The 15,986-nt window shown below is 64.2% G+C and carries 17 protein-coding genes; 9 read left to right on the top strand and 8 right to left on the bottom strand.

The genetic code is table 11. From position 1 onward, the window contains the following. Positions 1-341: 341 nt before the first annotated feature. Both AC0L3J_RS10700 and AC0L3J_RS10705 read left to right on the top strand, forming a co-directional pair. Complete coding sequence (locus AC0L3J_RS10700) at positions 342-614, top strand: AbrB/MazE/SpoVT family DNA-binding domain-containing protein (RefSeq protein WP_473288160.1); 273 nt, start codon at positions 342-344, stop codon at positions 612-614. After that, positions 601-990: a type II toxin-antitoxin system VapC family toxin gene (locus AC0L3J_RS10705; protein WP_473288159.1), complete on the top strand. Its 390-nt coding sequence runs from the start codon at positions 601-603 to the stop codon at positions 988-990. The genes AC0L3J_RS10700 and AC0L3J_RS10705 overlap by 14 nt, the downstream gene beginning before the upstream one ends. 132 nt (positions 991-1,122) lie before the next feature. Here the strand turns inward: AC0L3J_RS10705 and AC0L3J_RS10710 are convergent, their stop codons facing one another. The 4 genes from AC0L3J_RS10710 to AC0L3J_RS10725 form a co-directional block, all read right to left on the bottom strand. After that, entirely contained in the window at positions 1,123-1,800 is a 678-nt protein-coding gene (locus AC0L3J_RS10710; RefSeq protein WP_473346874.1) for a hypothetical protein, read from the bottom strand. Between the two features lie 54 nt (positions 1,801-1,854). Then, positions 1,855-2,337, bottom strand: coding sequence for a transcription elongation factor GreA (gene greA, locus AC0L3J_RS10715; protein WP_027520196.1), 483 nt, complete (start codon positions 2,335-2,337; stop codon positions 1,855-1,857). A gap of 91 nt (positions 2,338-2,428) precedes the next feature. Further along, positions 2,429-2,941: a hypothetical protein gene (locus AC0L3J_RS10720; RefSeq protein WP_473346876.1), complete on the bottom strand. Its 513-nt coding sequence runs from the start codon at positions 2,939-2,941 to the stop codon at positions 2,429-2,431. Positions 2,942-3,099: 158 nt separating this feature from the next. Then, a complete protein-coding gene (locus AC0L3J_RS10725; protein ID WP_473346878.1) occupies positions 3,100-3,438 on the bottom strand; it encodes a hypothetical protein in 339 nt (112 codons plus the stop codon). Between the two features lie 254 nt (positions 3,439-3,692). Here AC0L3J_RS10725 and AC0L3J_RS10730 point away from each other — a divergent pair, with 254 nt between their 5' ends. The 4 genes from AC0L3J_RS10730 (at position 3,693) to AC0L3J_RS10745 (ending at position 8,238) form a co-directional block, all read left to right on the top strand. After that, positions 3,693-3,926, top strand: coding sequence for a DUF3551 domain-containing protein (locus AC0L3J_RS10730; protein ID WP_007596464.1), 234 nt, complete (start codon positions 3,693-3,695; stop codon positions 3,924-3,926). Between the two features lie 324 nt (positions 3,927-4,250). Beyond that, entirely contained in the window at positions 4,251-5,786 is a 1,536-nt protein-coding gene (locus AC0L3J_RS10735; RefSeq protein ID WP_473346880.1) for a peroxidase family protein, read from the top strand. A gap of 261 nt (positions 5,787-6,047) precedes the next feature. Then, positions 6,048-7,649: a tetratricopeptide repeat protein gene (locus tag AC0L3J_RS10740; protein ID WP_473346882.1), complete on the top strand. Its 1,602-nt coding sequence runs from the start codon at positions 6,048-6,050 to the stop codon at positions 7,647-7,649. 22 nt (positions 7,650-7,671) lie between these two features. Continuing rightward, a complete protein-coding gene (locus tag AC0L3J_RS10745; protein WP_473346884.1) occupies positions 7,672-8,238 on the top strand; it encodes a hypothetical protein in 567 nt (188 codons plus the stop codon). Positions 8,239-8,283: 45 nt separating this feature from the next. Here AC0L3J_RS10745 and AC0L3J_RS10750 read toward each other — a convergent pair whose 3' ends face one another. Then, positions 8,284-8,802, bottom strand: coding sequence for a hypothetical protein (locus tag AC0L3J_RS10750; RefSeq protein ID WP_473346886.1), 519 nt, complete (start codon positions 8,800-8,802; stop codon positions 8,284-8,286). 37 nt (positions 8,803-8,839) lie between these two features. Continuing rightward, positions 8,840-10,387 (bottom strand): acetolactate synthase large subunit, encoded by a 1,548-nt coding sequence (locus tag AC0L3J_RS10755; protein WP_027520204.1) that lies wholly within the window; start codon positions 10,385-10,387, stop codon positions 8,840-8,842. Positions 10,388-10,642: 255 nt separating this feature from the next. Between AC0L3J_RS10755 and AC0L3J_RS10760 the strand changes: the two genes are divergently transcribed. Continuing rightward, positions 10,643-11,221, top strand: coding sequence for a L,D-transpeptidase (locus AC0L3J_RS10760; RefSeq protein ID WP_007596474.1), 579 nt, complete (start codon positions 10,643-10,645; stop codon positions 11,219-11,221). A 69-nt stretch (positions 11,222-11,290) separates the two neighbouring features. Continuing rightward, positions 11,291-12,106, top strand: coding sequence for a DUF2927 domain-containing protein (locus AC0L3J_RS10765; RefSeq protein WP_473346889.1), 816 nt, complete (start codon positions 11,291-11,293; stop codon positions 12,104-12,106). Positions 12,107-12,301: 195 nt separating this feature from the next. Here the strand turns inward: AC0L3J_RS10765 and AC0L3J_RS10770 are convergent, their stop codons facing one another. Beyond that, positions 12,302-13,108 (bottom strand): class I SAM-dependent methyltransferase, encoded by an 807-nt coding sequence (locus AC0L3J_RS10770; RefSeq protein ID WP_473346892.1) that lies wholly within the window; start codon positions 13,106-13,108, stop codon positions 12,302-12,304. A gap of 103 nt (positions 13,109-13,211) precedes the next feature. Continuing rightward, complete coding sequence (locus AC0L3J_RS10775) at positions 13,212-14,339, bottom strand: threonine synthase (RefSeq protein WP_473346894.1); 1,128 nt, start codon at positions 14,337-14,339, stop codon at positions 13,212-13,214. A gap of 387 nt (positions 14,340-14,726) precedes the next feature. Here AC0L3J_RS10775 and AC0L3J_RS10780 point away from each other — a divergent pair, with 387 nt between their 5' ends. Further along, the gene (locus AC0L3J_RS10780) at positions 14,727-15,983 is read left to right on the top strand and encodes a GTP cyclohydrolase II (RefSeq protein WP_473346896.1); all 1,257 of its coding nucleotides are present in this window, start codon (positions 14,727-14,729) and stop codon (positions 15,981-15,983) included. The last annotated feature ends 3 nt before the right edge of the window (positions 15,984-15,986 follow it).

Raw genomic sequence — 15,986 nt, forward strand, 5'->3', positions numbered from 1 at the left:
GATTTGGTTGGCTCGGGTCTACGGATTGTGGTTCACACGGGAGAGGTCCAAGGTTCGATCCCTTGTGCGCCCACCATCCACCTTCCTGAACCCTGCTGATCGCGGCCCCATCGTCGACGCACGGCCGCGTGTCGGCACCGTCTCAATCAAAAATGTCGAAAACAACCCCATGCACAGTAGCCGACCCCAGTCGGATCAATGGGTTACGCCTTTCCCGAATGTCTTGATTCGTCGGGTACCACCGGCGTGATGGGACCATCCGCGGCGATCGAAAGCTGCCTCGCCCTTGCCTGAAGTCGCGGGCCGACTTATCTTACCTTGGTCTTACCAGGGGAGACCTCATGGCTTCCGACAAGCTGACAACGACCGTCTCGACCAAGGGCCAGGTCGTCCTGCCGAAAGCAATCCGTGATGAGCGCCGCTGGCGTGCGGGCACGCAGCTCACGATCGAGAGCACGCCGGACGGAGTGCTTCTCAAGCCGGCCTCGCTGTTCCCGCCCGCCAAGACGGCGGATGTCTTCGGCTCGCTACCCTATCGGGGCAAGCCAAAGAGCGTGGAAGAGATGGAGGCGGGTATCGCCGCAGAGGCGCGACGACGTCATGCTCGCGATTGATACCAATCTCGTTGTTCGCTACCTCACGGGCGATCATCCCCAGCAATCGAAGAAAGCCAAGGCCGTCATCGACGGAGAGGAAGTCTTCGTCAGCACGACGGTGATGCTGGAAACCGAATGGGTCCTGCGCAGCGCCTATGGTTTTGACGCCACCCGCGTGTGCAAGGCGCTTCGGGGTTTCGGTGGGCTTGCAAACGTCGCGTTCGAGGATCCCGGACTGGTCGCGTTTGCTCTGGATCGAATGGACGACGGCATGGATTTTGCCGATGCGCTCCACTTGGGACGAGCTGCTTCCTGCGATGCCTTCCTGACCTTTGATCAGCGATTCGTCAGATCAGCAAAAGCGATCGGCTTGGCGAAGGTCCGTTTGCCGTAACCGCGCCTGCGCTGCGCGAGACGTCACCGCGCGATGCGCGCCGACCGGATACGCCTTTTCCGAATCAGCTTGCGCCGTCGGGCAAAACACCGGCATGATGGCATCGTCGCGGGGCTGAAGTCTGATGGCGGGTCAAGCAGCCCGCGCCGGCCGCCAAGCTGCGTACAGACCGACCAGGGTCCCGATAGCGACAAGCGCTCCGGCCAGCAGCAGCTGCAATTCGCCGTCGTCGGTGGTGCCTACGGACGACACGAGTCTGGTCACGACGACGAACAGAATGCCCACGGAGGCTGCTGCACCCACGCTGAGATAGGCGAGCTCGCGCGTCAGGTTGCGGCCGAGAAGTCCGAGTGCCGTGAAATACATCGCGCAGGCGTTGGGATGAACGAACAGGGCAATGCGCGCGTAAGGACCGTAGGCGTCGAGGAGGGACTCACACCGGTTCAGCGCCGCCTTTGAGGCGACCCGCTGCAACAGCGGTCGGAAAAAGCGAGCCTGCCCGTAGCTCAGGACGGCCCCCACGATGATGGCCAGCCACGCCACGACAAAGACGGAGACGTCCGCGGGCTTCGGATTGAGCGCCACGGACATCAGGATGAGAGCGGTTCCGGGGAAATAGCCAAAATACGGGAAGACCGCCTCCAGCAACACGCAGACGAATATGAAGACCGGAAACCACGCCGAACCGGTCGCATCCTGGACGATGGCGTTCAGGTCGAAGAGGTTTGTCCTGTAAAGGACGAGATACATGCCCATGGCCAACCCGGCCAGCGCGTAGAACGGCAACGCTCCCGACAGAAACCGCCTCATCCAGCTAGCGCGCTTTGTTGCGCGGACACAGCGGAAACCATCGATAAACGCCCCCTACCCAATCGACAAAATCTCGATCTCCTGCGCACCCGATCCCACGACATCCCCGACCGCCTTCCCCATCAACGACTTTGCCACCGGCGCCACGAACGAAATCGAGCCGGCCTTGGGATCGGCTTCGTCCTCGCCAACGATGCGATAGGTTTGCACGCGGCCATCGGCGCGGCTGAAGGTCACCGTGCTGCCGAAGGCGACGATATCGGTCGAGGCCGGGGCCGGAATGACCTGCGCCGTGCGCAGCCGTTCGGTGAGATAGCGGGCGTCGCGCAAGGGCACCGCCGATTGCCGGCGCTTTTCGTTGACGTCCTCGATGGCTTGCGCGGCTTCATAGGCCTCGCGTGCGTCCTGAAGCTGCCTTTGCAACGCCTGCAAGCCTGCTTCCGTCACGAGGTTCGGATGCGGCGAGATCGGCCGATCCGGCAACAGCGTCTCGGCAGCGGTTTCCGCGCTCTCTTCTTTGGTAAAGGCAACGCTCAAGTCGAAAATCCTGTCGAACTGTTCGGGCTCACGGCCCGCGCCTGCGCGCCGCGAGGACTCGCGGCGGGCAAAAGCTGGCGATCATCCTGGATCATATCTCAAGTACGACGAAACGGCGCAGCTTGAAGACGATGTCCGGCACGGCCTGGCGGAACCGGGTGGCATCGCGGAACGTGGTCGAGAACGGCGCGAAGGTGATCATCGCGTTCCAGTGCCTGTAACCGTAGACCGTCACGGAGGCGCCGGTCGCCGGAAAATTCTCCAGCTTGCGCAGCTCACCCAGGACGAGATCGGCGATCGCTTCAGCAGGCAGCAACTGCTTGCCATCAGGCGTCGTGGCGATCTTCGCCGGCGGCTCGACCGGCTTCGCGGCAGCCGGCGTCACATCGGGCCCGCCCTCGGAATCATTCTCCGAGTTGTTCTCGAGCTCGGCCGGCGGCGTATCGGGGGCGGGCTCGACCAGCTCAAATCCATTCGTCGGCGCTATCGGCGGCGGAACCTCGATGAGTGGCGGCGGCGCGACACTTTCTGCGGCGCGCTTGTTACCTCCCAGGATGCTGCTGATCATGGCCACAAGGCCAGCATCCCTCACGTCGTCACTCATAACTTCCCCCAGGCTTCGGCCTACTCTAGCACCGCTCGCGTGGACCGCCACTGGGGATGTATGGCCGGATTCCGTCCGGCCAAGGTCCTATTTCAAGACCGTCACGCTATGGCACCGGCGGCGCGACGCCCGATCGCGCCGCGCCGCCGTGCGATCTGTCACTGCTTATCGAACGGAACGTATTGCTGGTACTGCTTGGGCACCGAGCTGCGGTAGCGCGCGGGCACCGTGCCGCTGTCGACCGAGTGATCGATCTCCTGCTGCCGCGTCATTTTCTTCTTCGCCGGCTTCTTCGACGCACTCTTCTTGGAGTCGGTGGGCTGGCTGGAAGCGTCGTTGGTTGCGCCCGGCGCCGTCGTCGTCGCTGCCGGCGCGGCATTTGTCGTCACAGGCGCCGCGGTTCCGGCGGCGGCTGGTGCGCCCTGCGCCAACGCGAGCGGTGTCTGCATGAGAAGCGCCAGCGCTGCTGTCGCAGCCAGCAAGTATGATTTCTGCATTAGAACCTCCAAAAGACCTGATCCGAATAAGGCAAGCGTAGTTCTCCGGGATCGACGCGTGCAAGTCCGCTCACGATAGGCCGGAACCCCGTCGTGAACTGTGGCCGAGATCACATTGCCGGCGGCAGGCTGCGTCATGATGTGCCTTGTCGCGAACGCAAGGCATTCCGGCGACACCAATACAAGCATGACTGCGCAACAGACGAGCCAGGCTCGCTGACATTCCCACCCACTCGCTCTCGAAGGAGACTGACATGCGTCGCACCATCCTCACTCTCGCATCGCTCGCGGCCCTGCTCGCCGTAGCATCCCCGGCAGCCCAGGCACATCCTGCGAACGATCGATATTGCATCCAGGGCCGCTCATGGGGTTACCCCGGCAATTGCCAGTTCGCCAGCTACCAGCAGTGCCTCGCCACCGCGTCCGGCACGTCGTCCTATTGTGGCATCAACCCGCGCTACGCGTTCTCGCAGCAGCGCGACTACTGACGAATTGGCGGCGTGCGCGCATGACGCGCGCGCCGCCACAATTTTTGCGTGAAGCCGATCCATTTCGCCGACGCCTCGGCGAATTGAAACTGTGCGAACCCGCCCGCGTCCGTCGATGACGAGAATGTTATCCGTCATCGCCTCGAAGAAATTCACGATGCGCAGCCGTGGCTTGCGGGAAAGCCGCACCTACCGAAAATTTCGATGCCGGGCAATTGTGATCCATCTCGCTCGTGGCAGGCGTGATCGCGTCTAGGCTGCAAATCCCAGCGCGAGAAACTTGAGCCCGAACTGTTTCATCCGACTTTTCAGGAAGGTGTTTCAATGAGCAGCCGTCACGCAATTGTTCCGCGCGGTCTGAACGCAACGCGTTCGCCGCTTTCGCAAGGCCGCTTCGGCCGCATGTTCCGCAAGCTCGCACCGGCCAAATTCGGCCCGAACGATTCCGACAATTTCGCAAACTTGTCGGCGCTGGCCGACAAGATGGTCGCCGGCTTCGATGGGCCGAAGGACGGGCCGGACGCGGAAGAGAGCGGCATTCCCTCGCTCTACACTTACTTCGGCCAGTTCATCGACCACGACATCACCTTCGATCCGGTCAGTTCGCTGACCAAGCAGCAGGATCCCGACGGGCTCGTCGACTTCCGCACGCCGTCGCTCGACATGGACAATCTCTACGGCCGCGGTCCGAACGACCAGCCCTACATGTATGACGGCATCAAGTTCCGGCTCGGCGAGAAGGTCACCGGCGCGGGCGTGGCCGATGCCGTCGATCTGCCGCGCTTCAAGGGCCGCGCGCTGATCGGCGATCCCCGCAACGACGAGAACAGCATCGTCTCGCAATTCCAGGCCTTGATGCTGCGCTTTCACAACCGCATGGTCGACGACAATGACAGCCTGTCGTTCGAAGACGTGCAGCAGCGCGTTCGATTCCACTATCAGTATGTGGTGCTGAACGACTTCCTGCCGCGCATCGTCCACGCCAGCGTGCTGGACGAGCTGAAGACCGCAGGTCACTACGACCGCAGCAAGCTCGCTTACTACCATTGGAAGACCTATCCGTTCATGCCGGTCGAGTTCTCGGTCGCGGCCTACCGGCTCGGGCATTCCATGATCCGCCCCGGCTATAGGTTGAACGACGCGGCCAACATGCTGCTGCAGATCTTCCCCGATCCCAACAATCCCGACCACAACGCACTGACCGGCTTCCGCGCGATGGGACCGGGACGCGCCATGGACTGGGGCCGCTTCATCGATCTCGACACGCGCCCCTATGGCGTCGAGGACGACGACACCAATCCCGACAACAAGAGACGGCTGCAGTTCGCCTATCGCATCGATTCCTCGCTGGTGGACCCGCTGCGCAAGCTGCCGCCGGAAGTCGCCTCCAATCCGGCGTCGCTGGCGCTGCGCAATCTCGAGCGCAGCTGGCGGCTCGGACTGCCGTCGGGCCAGGCCGTCGCCAGGGCGATGAACCTGACGCCGCTGAGCGACGACGAGATCATCATCGGCAAGGCCGTCGACGAACCGGGACCGGGCGATCCGCAGGTCAAGATCGCGACCATCGCGAACGGCGTGTTTGCCGACAACTGCCCGCTGTGGGCCTACATCCTCGCCGAGGCACGACAAAACGCGACGGACATGCCAATCTCCGCCACCGGTGGGCCCGCCACGGTCAAGACACCGCAGCTCGGACCGGTCGGCGGTCGCATCGTGGCCGAGGTCTTCCTCGGCATGATGTTCGGAGATAATTCCTCCGTGCTGTCGCTCGACCCGCAATGGACGCCAGTGACCGGCTCCGGCTTCGCGCTGAAGGACCTCGTCGCCTACGCGCTCGGCCAGGGCGATCCGCTGCATTGAGCGGGTGAGGGACGATGGTGCAAGGCCGCTCGTCGTGCGAGCGGCCTTGTGGCCCACTCGCCTCGACGCGCGGGCGAATGGATCCTGGCAGGCGTGCTTCCCTAACGCAAATCTGTCCGCTTCCTGTTGACTCGCATCTCGAATGGAGAAATCCTTTAGCAACAATTGCCATTGCCAATCTCAGCGGTACGAACTTCGGCGCCCTCGGTTTTGTCGGCGCCATCTGACCAGATTTATTCTGAACAGAAAACGGAGGGGCCGATGCGCGCGCTCGCCTTGAGAACCATTTCTCTTCTCGCCCTCGCTACCCTAGGCTCGATTTCCGGCACGCCTGCCGCACGCGCGGAGGACGGGGCCGATGAGCAATTTGGCAAGGTGCACTTCCAGACCTCCTGCAACGAGGTGGCGCAGCGCCGCTTCGATCGCGGGATGCGTTATCAGCACTCGTTCTGGTACCGGCCCGCAAAGGAAATTTTCGAGGAGACGCTGCAGGCCGATCCGGAATGCGCGATCGCCTATTGGGGCATTGCCCTGAGCCTGCTGTACAATCCGCATTTTGCCGCGCCGAAGGAAAACCTTACCGCAGGTCTCGCCGCGCTGCAGAAGGCCAAGGCACTCGGCGCCAAGAGCGAACGCGAACGTGACTATATCGACGCGCTGCTGGCCTTCTATACGGGCGAGGAAAAGACGACGTTTGGCCAGCGCGCGCAGTCCTATCTCAAGGCAACCGAAGCCGTCGCCGCGCGCTATCCCGATGATGACGAGGCGCAGATCGCCTACGCCATCACGCTGAATGTCACGGCGTCACCAAACGACAAGTCCTATGCCAACCAGCTCAAGGGCGCCGCTATCCTGGAGCCGATCTTCAAGCGCCAGCCGCGGCATCCCGGCGTCGCGCATTACCTGATCCATCTCTATGACTATCCAGCGATCGCAGGGCAAGGACTCGACGCTGCCAAGCGCTACTCCGAGATCGCGCCGGCGGCACCGCACGCCTTGCATATGCCGTCCCACATCTTCACGCGCGTCGGCTACTGGAACGAATCCATTGACGCCAATAGCCGTTCCGCCAAGGCTGCCAAGGAGGGCAAGGACCCCAGCGAGCAGCTGCATGCCGACGACTATATGGTCTACGCGCTGCTCCAGCTCGCGCAGGACAGCCGAGCCAGCGACGTCATCGCGGACATGATTGCGACCACTGGCTATGCGCCGGCTGTCCGCGCCGGTCCCTACGCGATCGCGGCCAGCCAAGCGCGCTATATGGTCGAGCGCGGTGATTGGCAGGGTGCTGCCGCGCTGAAGGTCGAGCCGAGCCGGTTTGCCTATGTCGACGCCATCACCTATTTCGCTCGCGCCCTCGGCGCCGCGCGCTCCGGCAATGCAGACGCAGCAGCGGCGGACATCGCCAAGCTGGCGGAGTTGCGGGACAAGCTGCAGCAGGACAAGGACGCCTACTGGACCGAAATCGTGGACATTCAGCGGCAGGTCGCCACAGCGTGGCAGCTCAACGCCCTGGGGAAACAGGCGGATGCGTTGGAAGCGATGCGCCTTGCCGCCGATGCCGAAGACAAGACTGAGAAATCCATCGTGACGCCGGGTCCGCTTGCCCCCGCGCGCGAGCTTTACGGGACCATGCTGCTCGAACGCGGCATGGCGACGGAGGCATTGGCCGCATTTGAAAGCACCATGCGCAAGGAGCCGAACCGCTTTGGCGCGACGATCGGCGCCGCTCACGCGGCCGAGAAAGCGGGGGATACTGTGAAGGCCCGCCAGTACTACGCCAAAGTCGTCGAAACAGCGAGAAATGGCGACTCATCTCGGGAAGACCTCGCGGCCGCACGAAAGTTGATGGCTCAGAATTAGCAAAGGTGCCGCGGCAACTTCCATGCGCCTGACAAGCAAATTCGTTGCAATCAGCGCAGCCAGTGCGCTGCTCTGCGTCGCCGCAGCGCTCTGGATATCGCGATCCGGTGAACCGGCACCCGCAACAGCGGCTTCCGGCGAGGTCCGCCCGGTGTGGACGGAAATCGACTGGCCTTTCGGCGCGGATCCCTGGGGGAAAGGAAAGGCGTTCCGCTGCAAGGCCGCGGATTGCGGCGGCGAGGTCCAGCTCTACGTTCGCGCCAAGCTCGGCTTTTGCAATTGCGCCACCGGCGTTGCGGACGACGGCGACCTCGAACAGATGGGCGACCTGGCGCTGATTGGAAAGGCAACGCCGACGGCTGCCGGCCGAGAGATCGTGGTCGGTCCAATGCGCGGCCGCAGCCGGGCATTTCGCGTTGAGGGAAACCCGAAGGCCGCGCTTTCACTCGCCTTCAATCAACGCTGCGACATGGTGGCCGCGACGGCTTTGCTCGCACCGGGCGCGACCGCGTCACTGGAGCCGGCGGTGCTGTCATTCCTCAATAGCGACCGCATGCTGAAATGGGCTGAGATCGCCCTTGGGTTATGACTCAAAGCAATAGCTGAATTAAAGGCGACAATCTCGGCACGCGCCTTACCGCGCAGCCCCGAGGCCGATCTCCGCGAGCCGCGTCGCGAACCAGCGCGACAGTGGCTGATCGAGGACCCCGCTGACATAGACTTCCGAGATCGTCACGTGGTCCTTGTCCAGCACCAGCAGCACGCCGATCCAAAAGGCGAACCAGACATGCGCATCGGTCAGCGCCATCAGCTTGTGCTGGTCGTGGTCAAGCGCGGTGTGATTGCTCGCCTTGCGGATCTCCACGGTGAGCAAATTGTTCGGGATCTCGCGCTGATGCACGACGACGTCAGGATAGATCGACTTGCCCAGATGATCGTCGGTCGAGATGATGGTGCCGTGCGGCAGATGCAGCGTGCGTTCGCCGAGCCGGTCGTAATTGCAATCGACCGACCAGCCGGAGAATTGCTTCTCCAGATGCACGGCGAAGCGGTGCGTGATGGCGCGCTCGCCGATGTCCTTCGCGAACAGGAAGGCTTCGTGGGCGTAGAAGTCCCGGAGCGCCGCAATCACCTTGTTCAGCTCGGTCTGCATTTTGCCCCCCGGCCCTCGGCGCTCCTGATGCGGTGCCCTACATCTGGACTTCGATCAGCCGCGGCCCGGGCTCGGCGACGGCCTCCGCCAGCGCTTTGTTGAACTCGTCCGCGTTGGTGACGGCGCGGCCGGGCACGCCCATGCCCTTGGCCAGCGCCACGAAATCCAGCGTCGGCCGGTCGAGACGAAGCATGTCATTGGCGCGCTGGCCGGGTTCGCCGGCGCCGACATTGTCGAACTCGCCGCGCAGGATCTGGTAGATGCGATTGGCGAACACGATGGTGACGATGTTGAGGTTTTCGCGCGCCTGCGTCCACAGCGACTGGATCGTGTACATCGCGCTGCCATCGCCGACCATGCAGATCACCTTGCGGTCCGGGCAGGCGATCGCAGCACCAATCGAGAGCGGCGTCGAGAAGCCGATCGAGCCGCCCATGTTCTGGAGCCAGTCATGCGGAGCAGCCGCCGCGGTCGGCGGGAAGAAGGCGCGGCCGGTGGTGAGGGATTCGTCGACCAGGATCGCATTCTCGGGGATGGCATAGGCGATCGACTGCGCGATCGAGGCGTGGGTCAGTGCGCCGGTCGGCTTGAGCAGCTCGGCCGCGGCCTGCGGCTTGACGTCCTTCGCGCTGGCCTTGACCGCGCCGGCGAGCGCTTCAAGTGCAGCGACCGAATTCTCGCCCCAGGAGGTCATGCGATGCACGTCGCAGCCCTCGGGCTTGAGGATGCTCGGCTTGTTCGGATAGGCGAAGAAGGCCACGGGATCGTCGGACTCGACCAGCACGATATGGCGGAACCTCGCCAGCATCTGCAGCGCGTTGTCGATCACGTAATGGATGCGATCGATCGAGAAGCGGCCGCGGCCGCGCGCCATCCGGGGACGGAAGGTCGGGCCCATCACGGTGCAGCCGGTCTTGGCAGCGATGCGCTCGGCCAGCGCCAGGCCCTGCTCGCTCAGCGCACTGCCGGTCATCAGCAGCAGGGTGCCCTCGCCGTCGCCATGCAGGATCTTTGCGGCCTGCTCGACCGCCTGCGGCGAATAGCTCGCGCGTTGCTGCTCGGCCGGAACCTCGGCGATGCCGTCCGCTTCATTCCAGGCGGTGTCGGCGGGCAGGATCAGGGTCGCGATCTGCGGCGGCGCGCTCTTGGCGGCGGCGATCGCCGCGGCGCCGTCGGCGGCGACCGATTTTGAGTCCGGCGAGGTCCGGACCCAGGACGACATCGGCCGGGCCAGGCCCTCGATGTCGGAGGTCAGCGGCGCGTTGTAGCCGATGTGGTAGACGGCGTGCTGGCCGACGATGTTGACGATGCCGGAATTCGCCTTCTTGGCGTTGTGCAGATTGGCAAGGCCGTTGGCGAGGCCGGGACCGAGATGCAGCAGCGTCGAGGCCGGCGTGCCCTTCATGCGGAAATAACCGTCGGCGGCGCCTGTTACCACGCCTTCGAACAGGCCGAGCACGCAACGCATGCCGGGCACGCGGTCGAGCGCTGCGACAAAATGCATCTCGGAGGTGCCGGGGTTGGAGAAGCAGACGTCGACCCCGCCCTTGACCATCGTCCGCACCAGACTTTCCGCACCGTTCATCCGTCAGCTCCCGCAACCGGCAATGTTCCAACAATCCGTCCGATCAATCATTGTTCGCTCGTCTCGTCAAAGCAATAGCCGGCATCGCCGCCCTGCGATGCGCTGGTTTGGCTAACGCTTTTCGCCAAATTGGCATGGTTGCCGATTTGGTAACTTCCTTCATTAAGGATGCCTCCCTCACGGTGCCGTGGCTTGCGGAAAGCTCGCAAATATGGCCTGTGACTTCAGTTGAATCGATTTTTGCTGGGGGAAACTATGATCCGGTATTTTGCCGCGCCGATTGCCGCCATCGCACTGCTGTCGGCTACCGCCGGCGGCGCCTTCGCCGAGGAATTCGACTCCCGCGACATCATGGGCGGCGGCCCGAACTTCTTCCGCGGCGGCTCGAGCCCGGTCCCCCGCACCACCGTCATGTATAACGGCAATTACGCCCCCGGCACGATCGTGGTGAACACCTCAGAGCGCCGGCTCTATCTGGTGCTTCAAAACGGCCAGGCCCTGCGCTACGGCATCGGCGTCGGCCGCGACGGCTTTCGCTGGGGCGGCGTGCACAGGATCACCGCCAAGAAGGAATGGCCGGACTGGACGCCGCCGTCGCAGATGCTGGCCCGCCGGCCGGACCTGCCGCGTCACATGAAGGGCGGCGTCGAGAATCCGCTCGGCGCGCGCGCGATGTATCTGGGCTCGACGCTCTACCGCATCCACGGCTCCAACGAGCCGGAGACGATCGGCCAGGCGGTATCCTCGGGCTGCTTCCGCATGACCAACGACGACGTCACCGACCTCTATGGCCGCGTCGGGGTCGGCACCACCGTGGTCGTGCTGAACAACTAGCAGGAACCGGCGGGCGCGTGGATATGCGGCCTTGTGCGTCGCTTCCGAATACGGCAGCGTCGCCTGGCAATGAGCGCATTGGCCCCGTCTTCGTCCGGCTTTCGCATCGCCCTGCTGGCGCTCGCCACCGTCGCGTTTGCCCCTGACACCGCTACCATCGCCGTCGCGGGCGAATTGCCCGCGATCGCCTCGCGCCAGCGGGCCGAGAAGAAGAGCTTTACCGACGGCGAGATCGTCGATGGCTTTCTCAAGACGGCGTTCGGCGCCGAATATCACCTTGCCGGCCGCGTCGACCGCATTCGCAAGTTCGACGGACCGGTGCGCGTGTTCGCCGAGAGCGACCGCGCCGACCGCAAGGCGCAGCTCGCAAAGGTCGTGGCCGACATCGGCAAGCGCGTGCAGCATCTCGACATCGCCATGATCGACTCCAGCGAAGCGGCGAATGTGCGGGTCAAGCTCGTGCGGGACCGCGATCTGTTCCGCACCATCTCGAGCTTCTACGGTGCGGAGAAGGCCCGCGAGATCCGCACCTCGCTCGATCCGCAATGCCTGTCAGGCTTTCGCAAGAACGACAATTTCGAGATCGAGCATTCCGACGTCATCCTCACCGTCGACAACGGCGATTTCACCTTCCTCGACTGCGCCTATGAGGAGCTGCTGCAATCGCTCGGCCCGATCAACGACACCGCGAGCGTGCCCTGGACCATGTTCAACGACAACGTCTCGATGGGCTATTTCGACGTCTACGACCAGTACATCCTCAACCTGCTCTACGATCCCCGCATCAAGGCCGGCATGACCGTGGCTGAGGTCAAGGCGGCGCTGCCCGACGTGCTCACCGACGTGCGCGTTTGGGTGAGGCGCGTGAACGATCTGAAGGAATGAGGCTCTTCCTTCTCCCCTTGTGGGAGAAGGTGGCGCGAAGCGCCGGATGAGGGGTTCTATCCGCGATCCACATCTCGCAGCGTACACGCGGACCGAGACCCCTCATCCGTCTCGCCGCCGCGCGGCGAGCCACCTTCTCCCACAAGGGGAGAAGGAAAAAGGCACCAGCGGTTCTGGCTACTTATCGCAGCCTGCTCACGCCTTCTTCGCCTTCGACATCAGGAATTGCTGGCGCATCACGTTGTTGCTTCCGTCGTAGTATTCGGAAATCAGCGCCTCGAACTCGTTGCGAAAACTCCGCAGCCTGTCCGGCTCGTCCTTGTACTGGGCAATGAGCTTGATCAAAGGCCCGATCGTCGTTTCCATGGTGCGGCGGAAATGCTGCGGGCTGAGTGCGGACGGCGTCATGATATCCATGTCGAAGGCGATGTCCTTCGCTTTCCCTGCGAGACGTTCGGACACGATCTTCGGATCGCCCCACGACACCGGTGATGCCACGCCCTCGGGCGGCGGCAGATGGCGGCCGATCAGCGCGAACATCCGTCCGACATAGAGATGCGGCGGCCAGGTGGAGAAGGCGATAGTGCCGCCGGGCTTCAGCACGCGCAGCATCTCGCCGATGGCGACCTCGGGGCGCGGCGCGAACATGTGGCCGAACTGGCTGAGCACCACGTCGAACTCGTTGTCGCCATAGGGCAGGCTTTCGGCGTCGCCTTCGGCGAAGTCGACATCGAGGTTCGCCAGCTGCGCGTGCTCGCGGGCGCGTTCGAGCAGGACTGGCGACAGGTCGAGGCCCCTGACCTTGGCACCGCGGCGCGCCGCCGTGATCGCGGCAACGCCGGTGCCGCATCCGACGTCGAGCAGCCTTTGGCCGGTCGCGACCCCGGCGAAGCTCACGAGCTTGGCGGCCGAGGGTGTCGTGAACACTTCCATCGGCGTGAACAGCGACCAGGCTTCCTTCTGGACGGCCTTGAAACCAGCAAACGGGTCTTGCGCGGTCATGGAACTCTCCCTTCGCTCGATATCGGCCTTCATGAGGCTGACGACGGATGCCAAAGGTTCAACGCGGTCCCATGACGGCGACGGCTTCGCCTCCTTGGCGCTCCTATTGCACGAGATCGGCGACGATGGTCGCGGCCTTGAGGCCGGTGCCGGTGAGGACCGCGACCGTGGTCTCGTTCGCCTTGATCGCACCGGTGGCGGATAGTTTGTCCAGCGCGGCGGCCGCACTTGCGCTGGTCGGCTCGGCGAACAGGCCCTGCCGCGCGAGACGCCGCAGCGCGGTGACGATCTCATCCTCGGTGAGTGCGATCGTGCCGCCGCCGCTCTCGCGCAACGCGGCGATGATCTCGCGCAGGCGCAGAGGATGCTTGATCGCGGTGCCTTCGGCGACGGTCTTGTTCACCTCGCGCGCGACAGGCGTATCGACGCCCGCCTGAAAACTTGCATCGATCGGCGAGCAATTGAGCGGCTGCGCCGCGAACAGCCGCGGCAGCCTGGCGATCTGGCCGGCTTTCAACAGCTCACGGAAACCAAAGGCGCAACCCAAAAGGCTGCTGCCGGCGCCGACGGGGACGATGACGTTGTCGGGGGCGCGGAAGCCAAGGTCTTCCCAGATCTCATAGGCGAGCGACTTGGTGCCTTCGAGGAAGAACGGCTGCCAATTGTGGCTGGCATAGAAGGTCTGTTGCGACTGCCGGATCGCCTCGGCCTCCGATTCCTCGCGCGGGCCCTCGACGAGCTGCACCGCTGCGCCATAGGCGCGGACCTGCGCGATCTTGGCCGGTGACGTCGATGCCGGCGCGAGAATCTTCACGCGCATGCCGCCGGCGGCACCTAACCCCGCCATCGACGAGCCGCCGTTGCCGGACGAGTCCTCCAGAATGGCCTCGACGCCGATCTGCCGCAGGAACGACAGCATCACGGCGGAGCCCCGATCCTTGAAGCTGCCGGTCGGGTTGAACCATTCGAGCTTGAAGAACGGGCGCAGCTCGCCCCAGGCCTGCTGCACCAGCGGCGTGCAGCCTTCGCCGAGCGTGATCGGAGCCGTGATCTCGACCGGCAGCGCCGCCCGGTAGCGCCAGAGCGAGCGCGCCCGGCCGTCGATGTCCTCGCGCGACATCCCCGCCCCCGGCGTCACCAGCAGCGGCATGCGCTCGTCCGAGCACCAGCGCGGCTGGTCCAGCGGATAGAGCTTACCGTTACGGGGGTCGATGTAGGCGGCGGCGGGCATGGCGGTCTCCAAGGAAGACGATGGGGCAAAGGCGATCTGTACGTTGGGTTTGATGACACGTTTTGTCCGGAAACTCGACGCCCGGCGCGCCAACCGTGCGGCGCCTCTTGAAAACGTGAAAACCATAGTTACTTCATCAGCTTACTTCGCTGGCGGCGAGGTCCGCCAGTGCGGTGGCGTGGCACTCGGGCAAGCGCTGCCGGGTCGCGGGACGACGGGAATTTGGCCACGAGCCGCCCTGCCCCGCGCAGCACGATTAACTTGTCTGTCGCGACTGCCCGCTACAATATGTTGGATTGAGCTCGCGCCGCCGGTGTTCCGCATCGGCAGCGCGACGAGCCAAGGCCCGTCCGAGCGGCGGGCCGTTGGCTTTTTAGGAGTTTGGTCATGAGCCGCGCGAACCGTACCGACCACATCCGCCTCACCTCCCATCCGGAGCCGGGCAGGACAGCCGCATTCCCGATCCACTGGGGCGCCGCCGACGCGCGCGCCCGCGGACCGATCATCGGCACGGTGTCGCGCGCGGGGGATCGCAACGTGATCGGCAGCCATGGCGGGTCGTATGCGATGTACCGCGCGCTCGCGGTGTCCGCCGGCGCGCTCGATCCGATTCGTAGGCCCGATCTCACCAACACGTTTCCCGCGGCGACCATCGGGCCGTTCCCGCAATGGAGCGATCCCGCCAAGATCGTCGCGCTCGATCCCTGGGGGCATCTCGTCGCCGAGAATTTCGGCAAGGACATCGCCGAGGGTATCGACATCAGGCCGAGCATCGCGGTGACGCGGGCGCGGCTGGACCTGCCGGAGATCCGCGAGGCGCTCGCCGCCAAGCGCCTGCGCGCCGACGGCGACGTCGTGCACGCCAATGGCAGCGTGTCGGTGGTGAAGATCGCGATCGATCCGGTCTGGTATCTGCCGGGCCTTGCGGAACGCTTTGCAACCAACGAGACCGAGCTGCGGCGCACGCTGTTCGAGCAGACCGCCGGCATGTTCCCTGAGCTCGTGACCCGGCCGGACATGAAGGTGTTTCTGCCGCCGATCGGCGGCACCACCGTCTACATGTTCGGCGATGTGACAAAACTGCCCGACCACCGCACCAAGATCACCTGCCGCGTGCATGACGAGTGCAACGGCTCCGACGTGTTCGGCTCCGACATCTGCACCTGCCGTCCCTACCTCATTCACGGCATCGAGGAATCCGCGCGTGGCGCGCAGGAGAGCGGGCTCGGGCTCGTGATCTACAACCGCAAGGAAGGCCGCGCGCTCGGCGAGGTCACGAAGTTCCTGGTCTACAACGCGCGCAAGCGCCAGGAGGACGGCGATGCGGCCGCCGCCTATTTCGAGCGCACCGAATGCGTCGCCGGCGTCCAGGACGCGCGCTTCCAGCAATTGATGCCCGACACCATCCACTGGCTCGGCCTGAAGCGCATCGACCGCTTTCTCTCGATGAGCGACATGAAGCATGACGCGTTGACCTCGCAGGGCATCGACATCGTCGAGCGCGTGCCGATCCCGCCCGAGCTCATTCCCGCCGACGCCTATGTCGAGATCGCCGCGAAGAAGGCCGCCGGCTATTACTCCACCGACATTGCGCCCGAGAAGGACGTCGACGGCGTGGTCGGGCGTTCGCTGGAAAAATACTGATCG

It is taken from the genome of Bradyrhizobium sp. Kon37 (assembly GCF_055807535.1).

Coding starts and splice junctions, on each gene's coding strand:
- AC0L3J_RS10705 (WP_473288159.1), top strand. CDS start 601: ATGCTCGCGATTGATACCAATCTCGTTGTTCGCTACCTCACGGGCGAT.
- AC0L3J_RS10760 (WP_007596474.1), top strand. CDS start 10,643: ATGATCCGGTATTTTGCCGCGCCGATTGCCGCCATCGCACTGCTGTCG.
- AC0L3J_RS10755 (WP_027520204.1), bottom strand. CDS start 10,387: ATGAACGGTGCGGAAAGTCTGGTGCGGACGATGGTCAAGGGCGGGGTC.
- AC0L3J_RS10735 (WP_473346880.1), top strand. CDS start 4,251: ATGAGCAGCCGTCACGCAATTGTTCCGCGCGGTCTGAACGCAACGCGT.
- AC0L3J_RS10770 (WP_473346892.1), bottom strand. CDS start 13,108: ATGACCGCGCAAGACCCGTTTGCTGGTTTCAAGGCCGTCCAGAAGGAA.
- AC0L3J_RS10775 (WP_473346894.1), bottom strand. CDS start 14,339: ATGCCCGCCGCCGCCTACATCGACCCCCGTAACGGTAAGCTCTATCCG.
- AC0L3J_RS10750 (WP_473346886.1), bottom strand. CDS start 8,802: ATGCAGACCGAGCTGAACAAGGTGATTGCGGCGCTCCGGGACTTCTAC.
- AC0L3J_RS10765 (WP_473346889.1), top strand. CDS start 11,291: ATGAGCGCATTGGCCCCGTCTTCGTCCGGCTTTCGCATCGCCCTGCTG.
- AC0L3J_RS10740 (WP_473346882.1), top strand. CDS start 6,048: ATGCGCGCGCTCGCCTTGAGAACCATTTCTCTTCTCGCCCTCGCTACC.
- AC0L3J_RS10720 (WP_473346876.1), bottom strand. CDS start 2,941: ATGAGTGACGACGTGAGGGATGCTGGCCTTGTGGCCATGATCAGCAGC.
- AC0L3J_RS10745 (WP_473346884.1), top strand. CDS start 7,672: ATGCGCCTGACAAGCAAATTCGTTGCAATCAGCGCAGCCAGTGCGCTG.
- AC0L3J_RS10710 (WP_473346874.1), bottom strand. CDS start 1,800: ATGAGGCGGTTTCTGTCGGGAGCGTTGCCGTTCTACGCGCTGGCCGGG.
- AC0L3J_RS10725 (WP_473346878.1), bottom strand. CDS start 3,438: ATGCAGAAATCATACTTGCTGGCTGCGACAGCAGCGCTGGCGCTTCTC.
- AC0L3J_RS10780 (WP_473346896.1), top strand. CDS start 14,727: ATGAGCCGCGCGAACCGTACCGACCACATCCGCCTCACCTCCCATCCG.
- AC0L3J_RS10730 (WP_007596464.1), top strand. CDS start 3,693: ATGCGTCGCACCATCCTCACTCTCGCATCGCTCGCGGCCCTGCTCGCC.
- AC0L3J_RS10700 (WP_473288160.1), top strand. CDS start 342: ATGGCTTCCGACAAGCTGACAACGACCGTCTCGACCAAGGGCCAGGTC.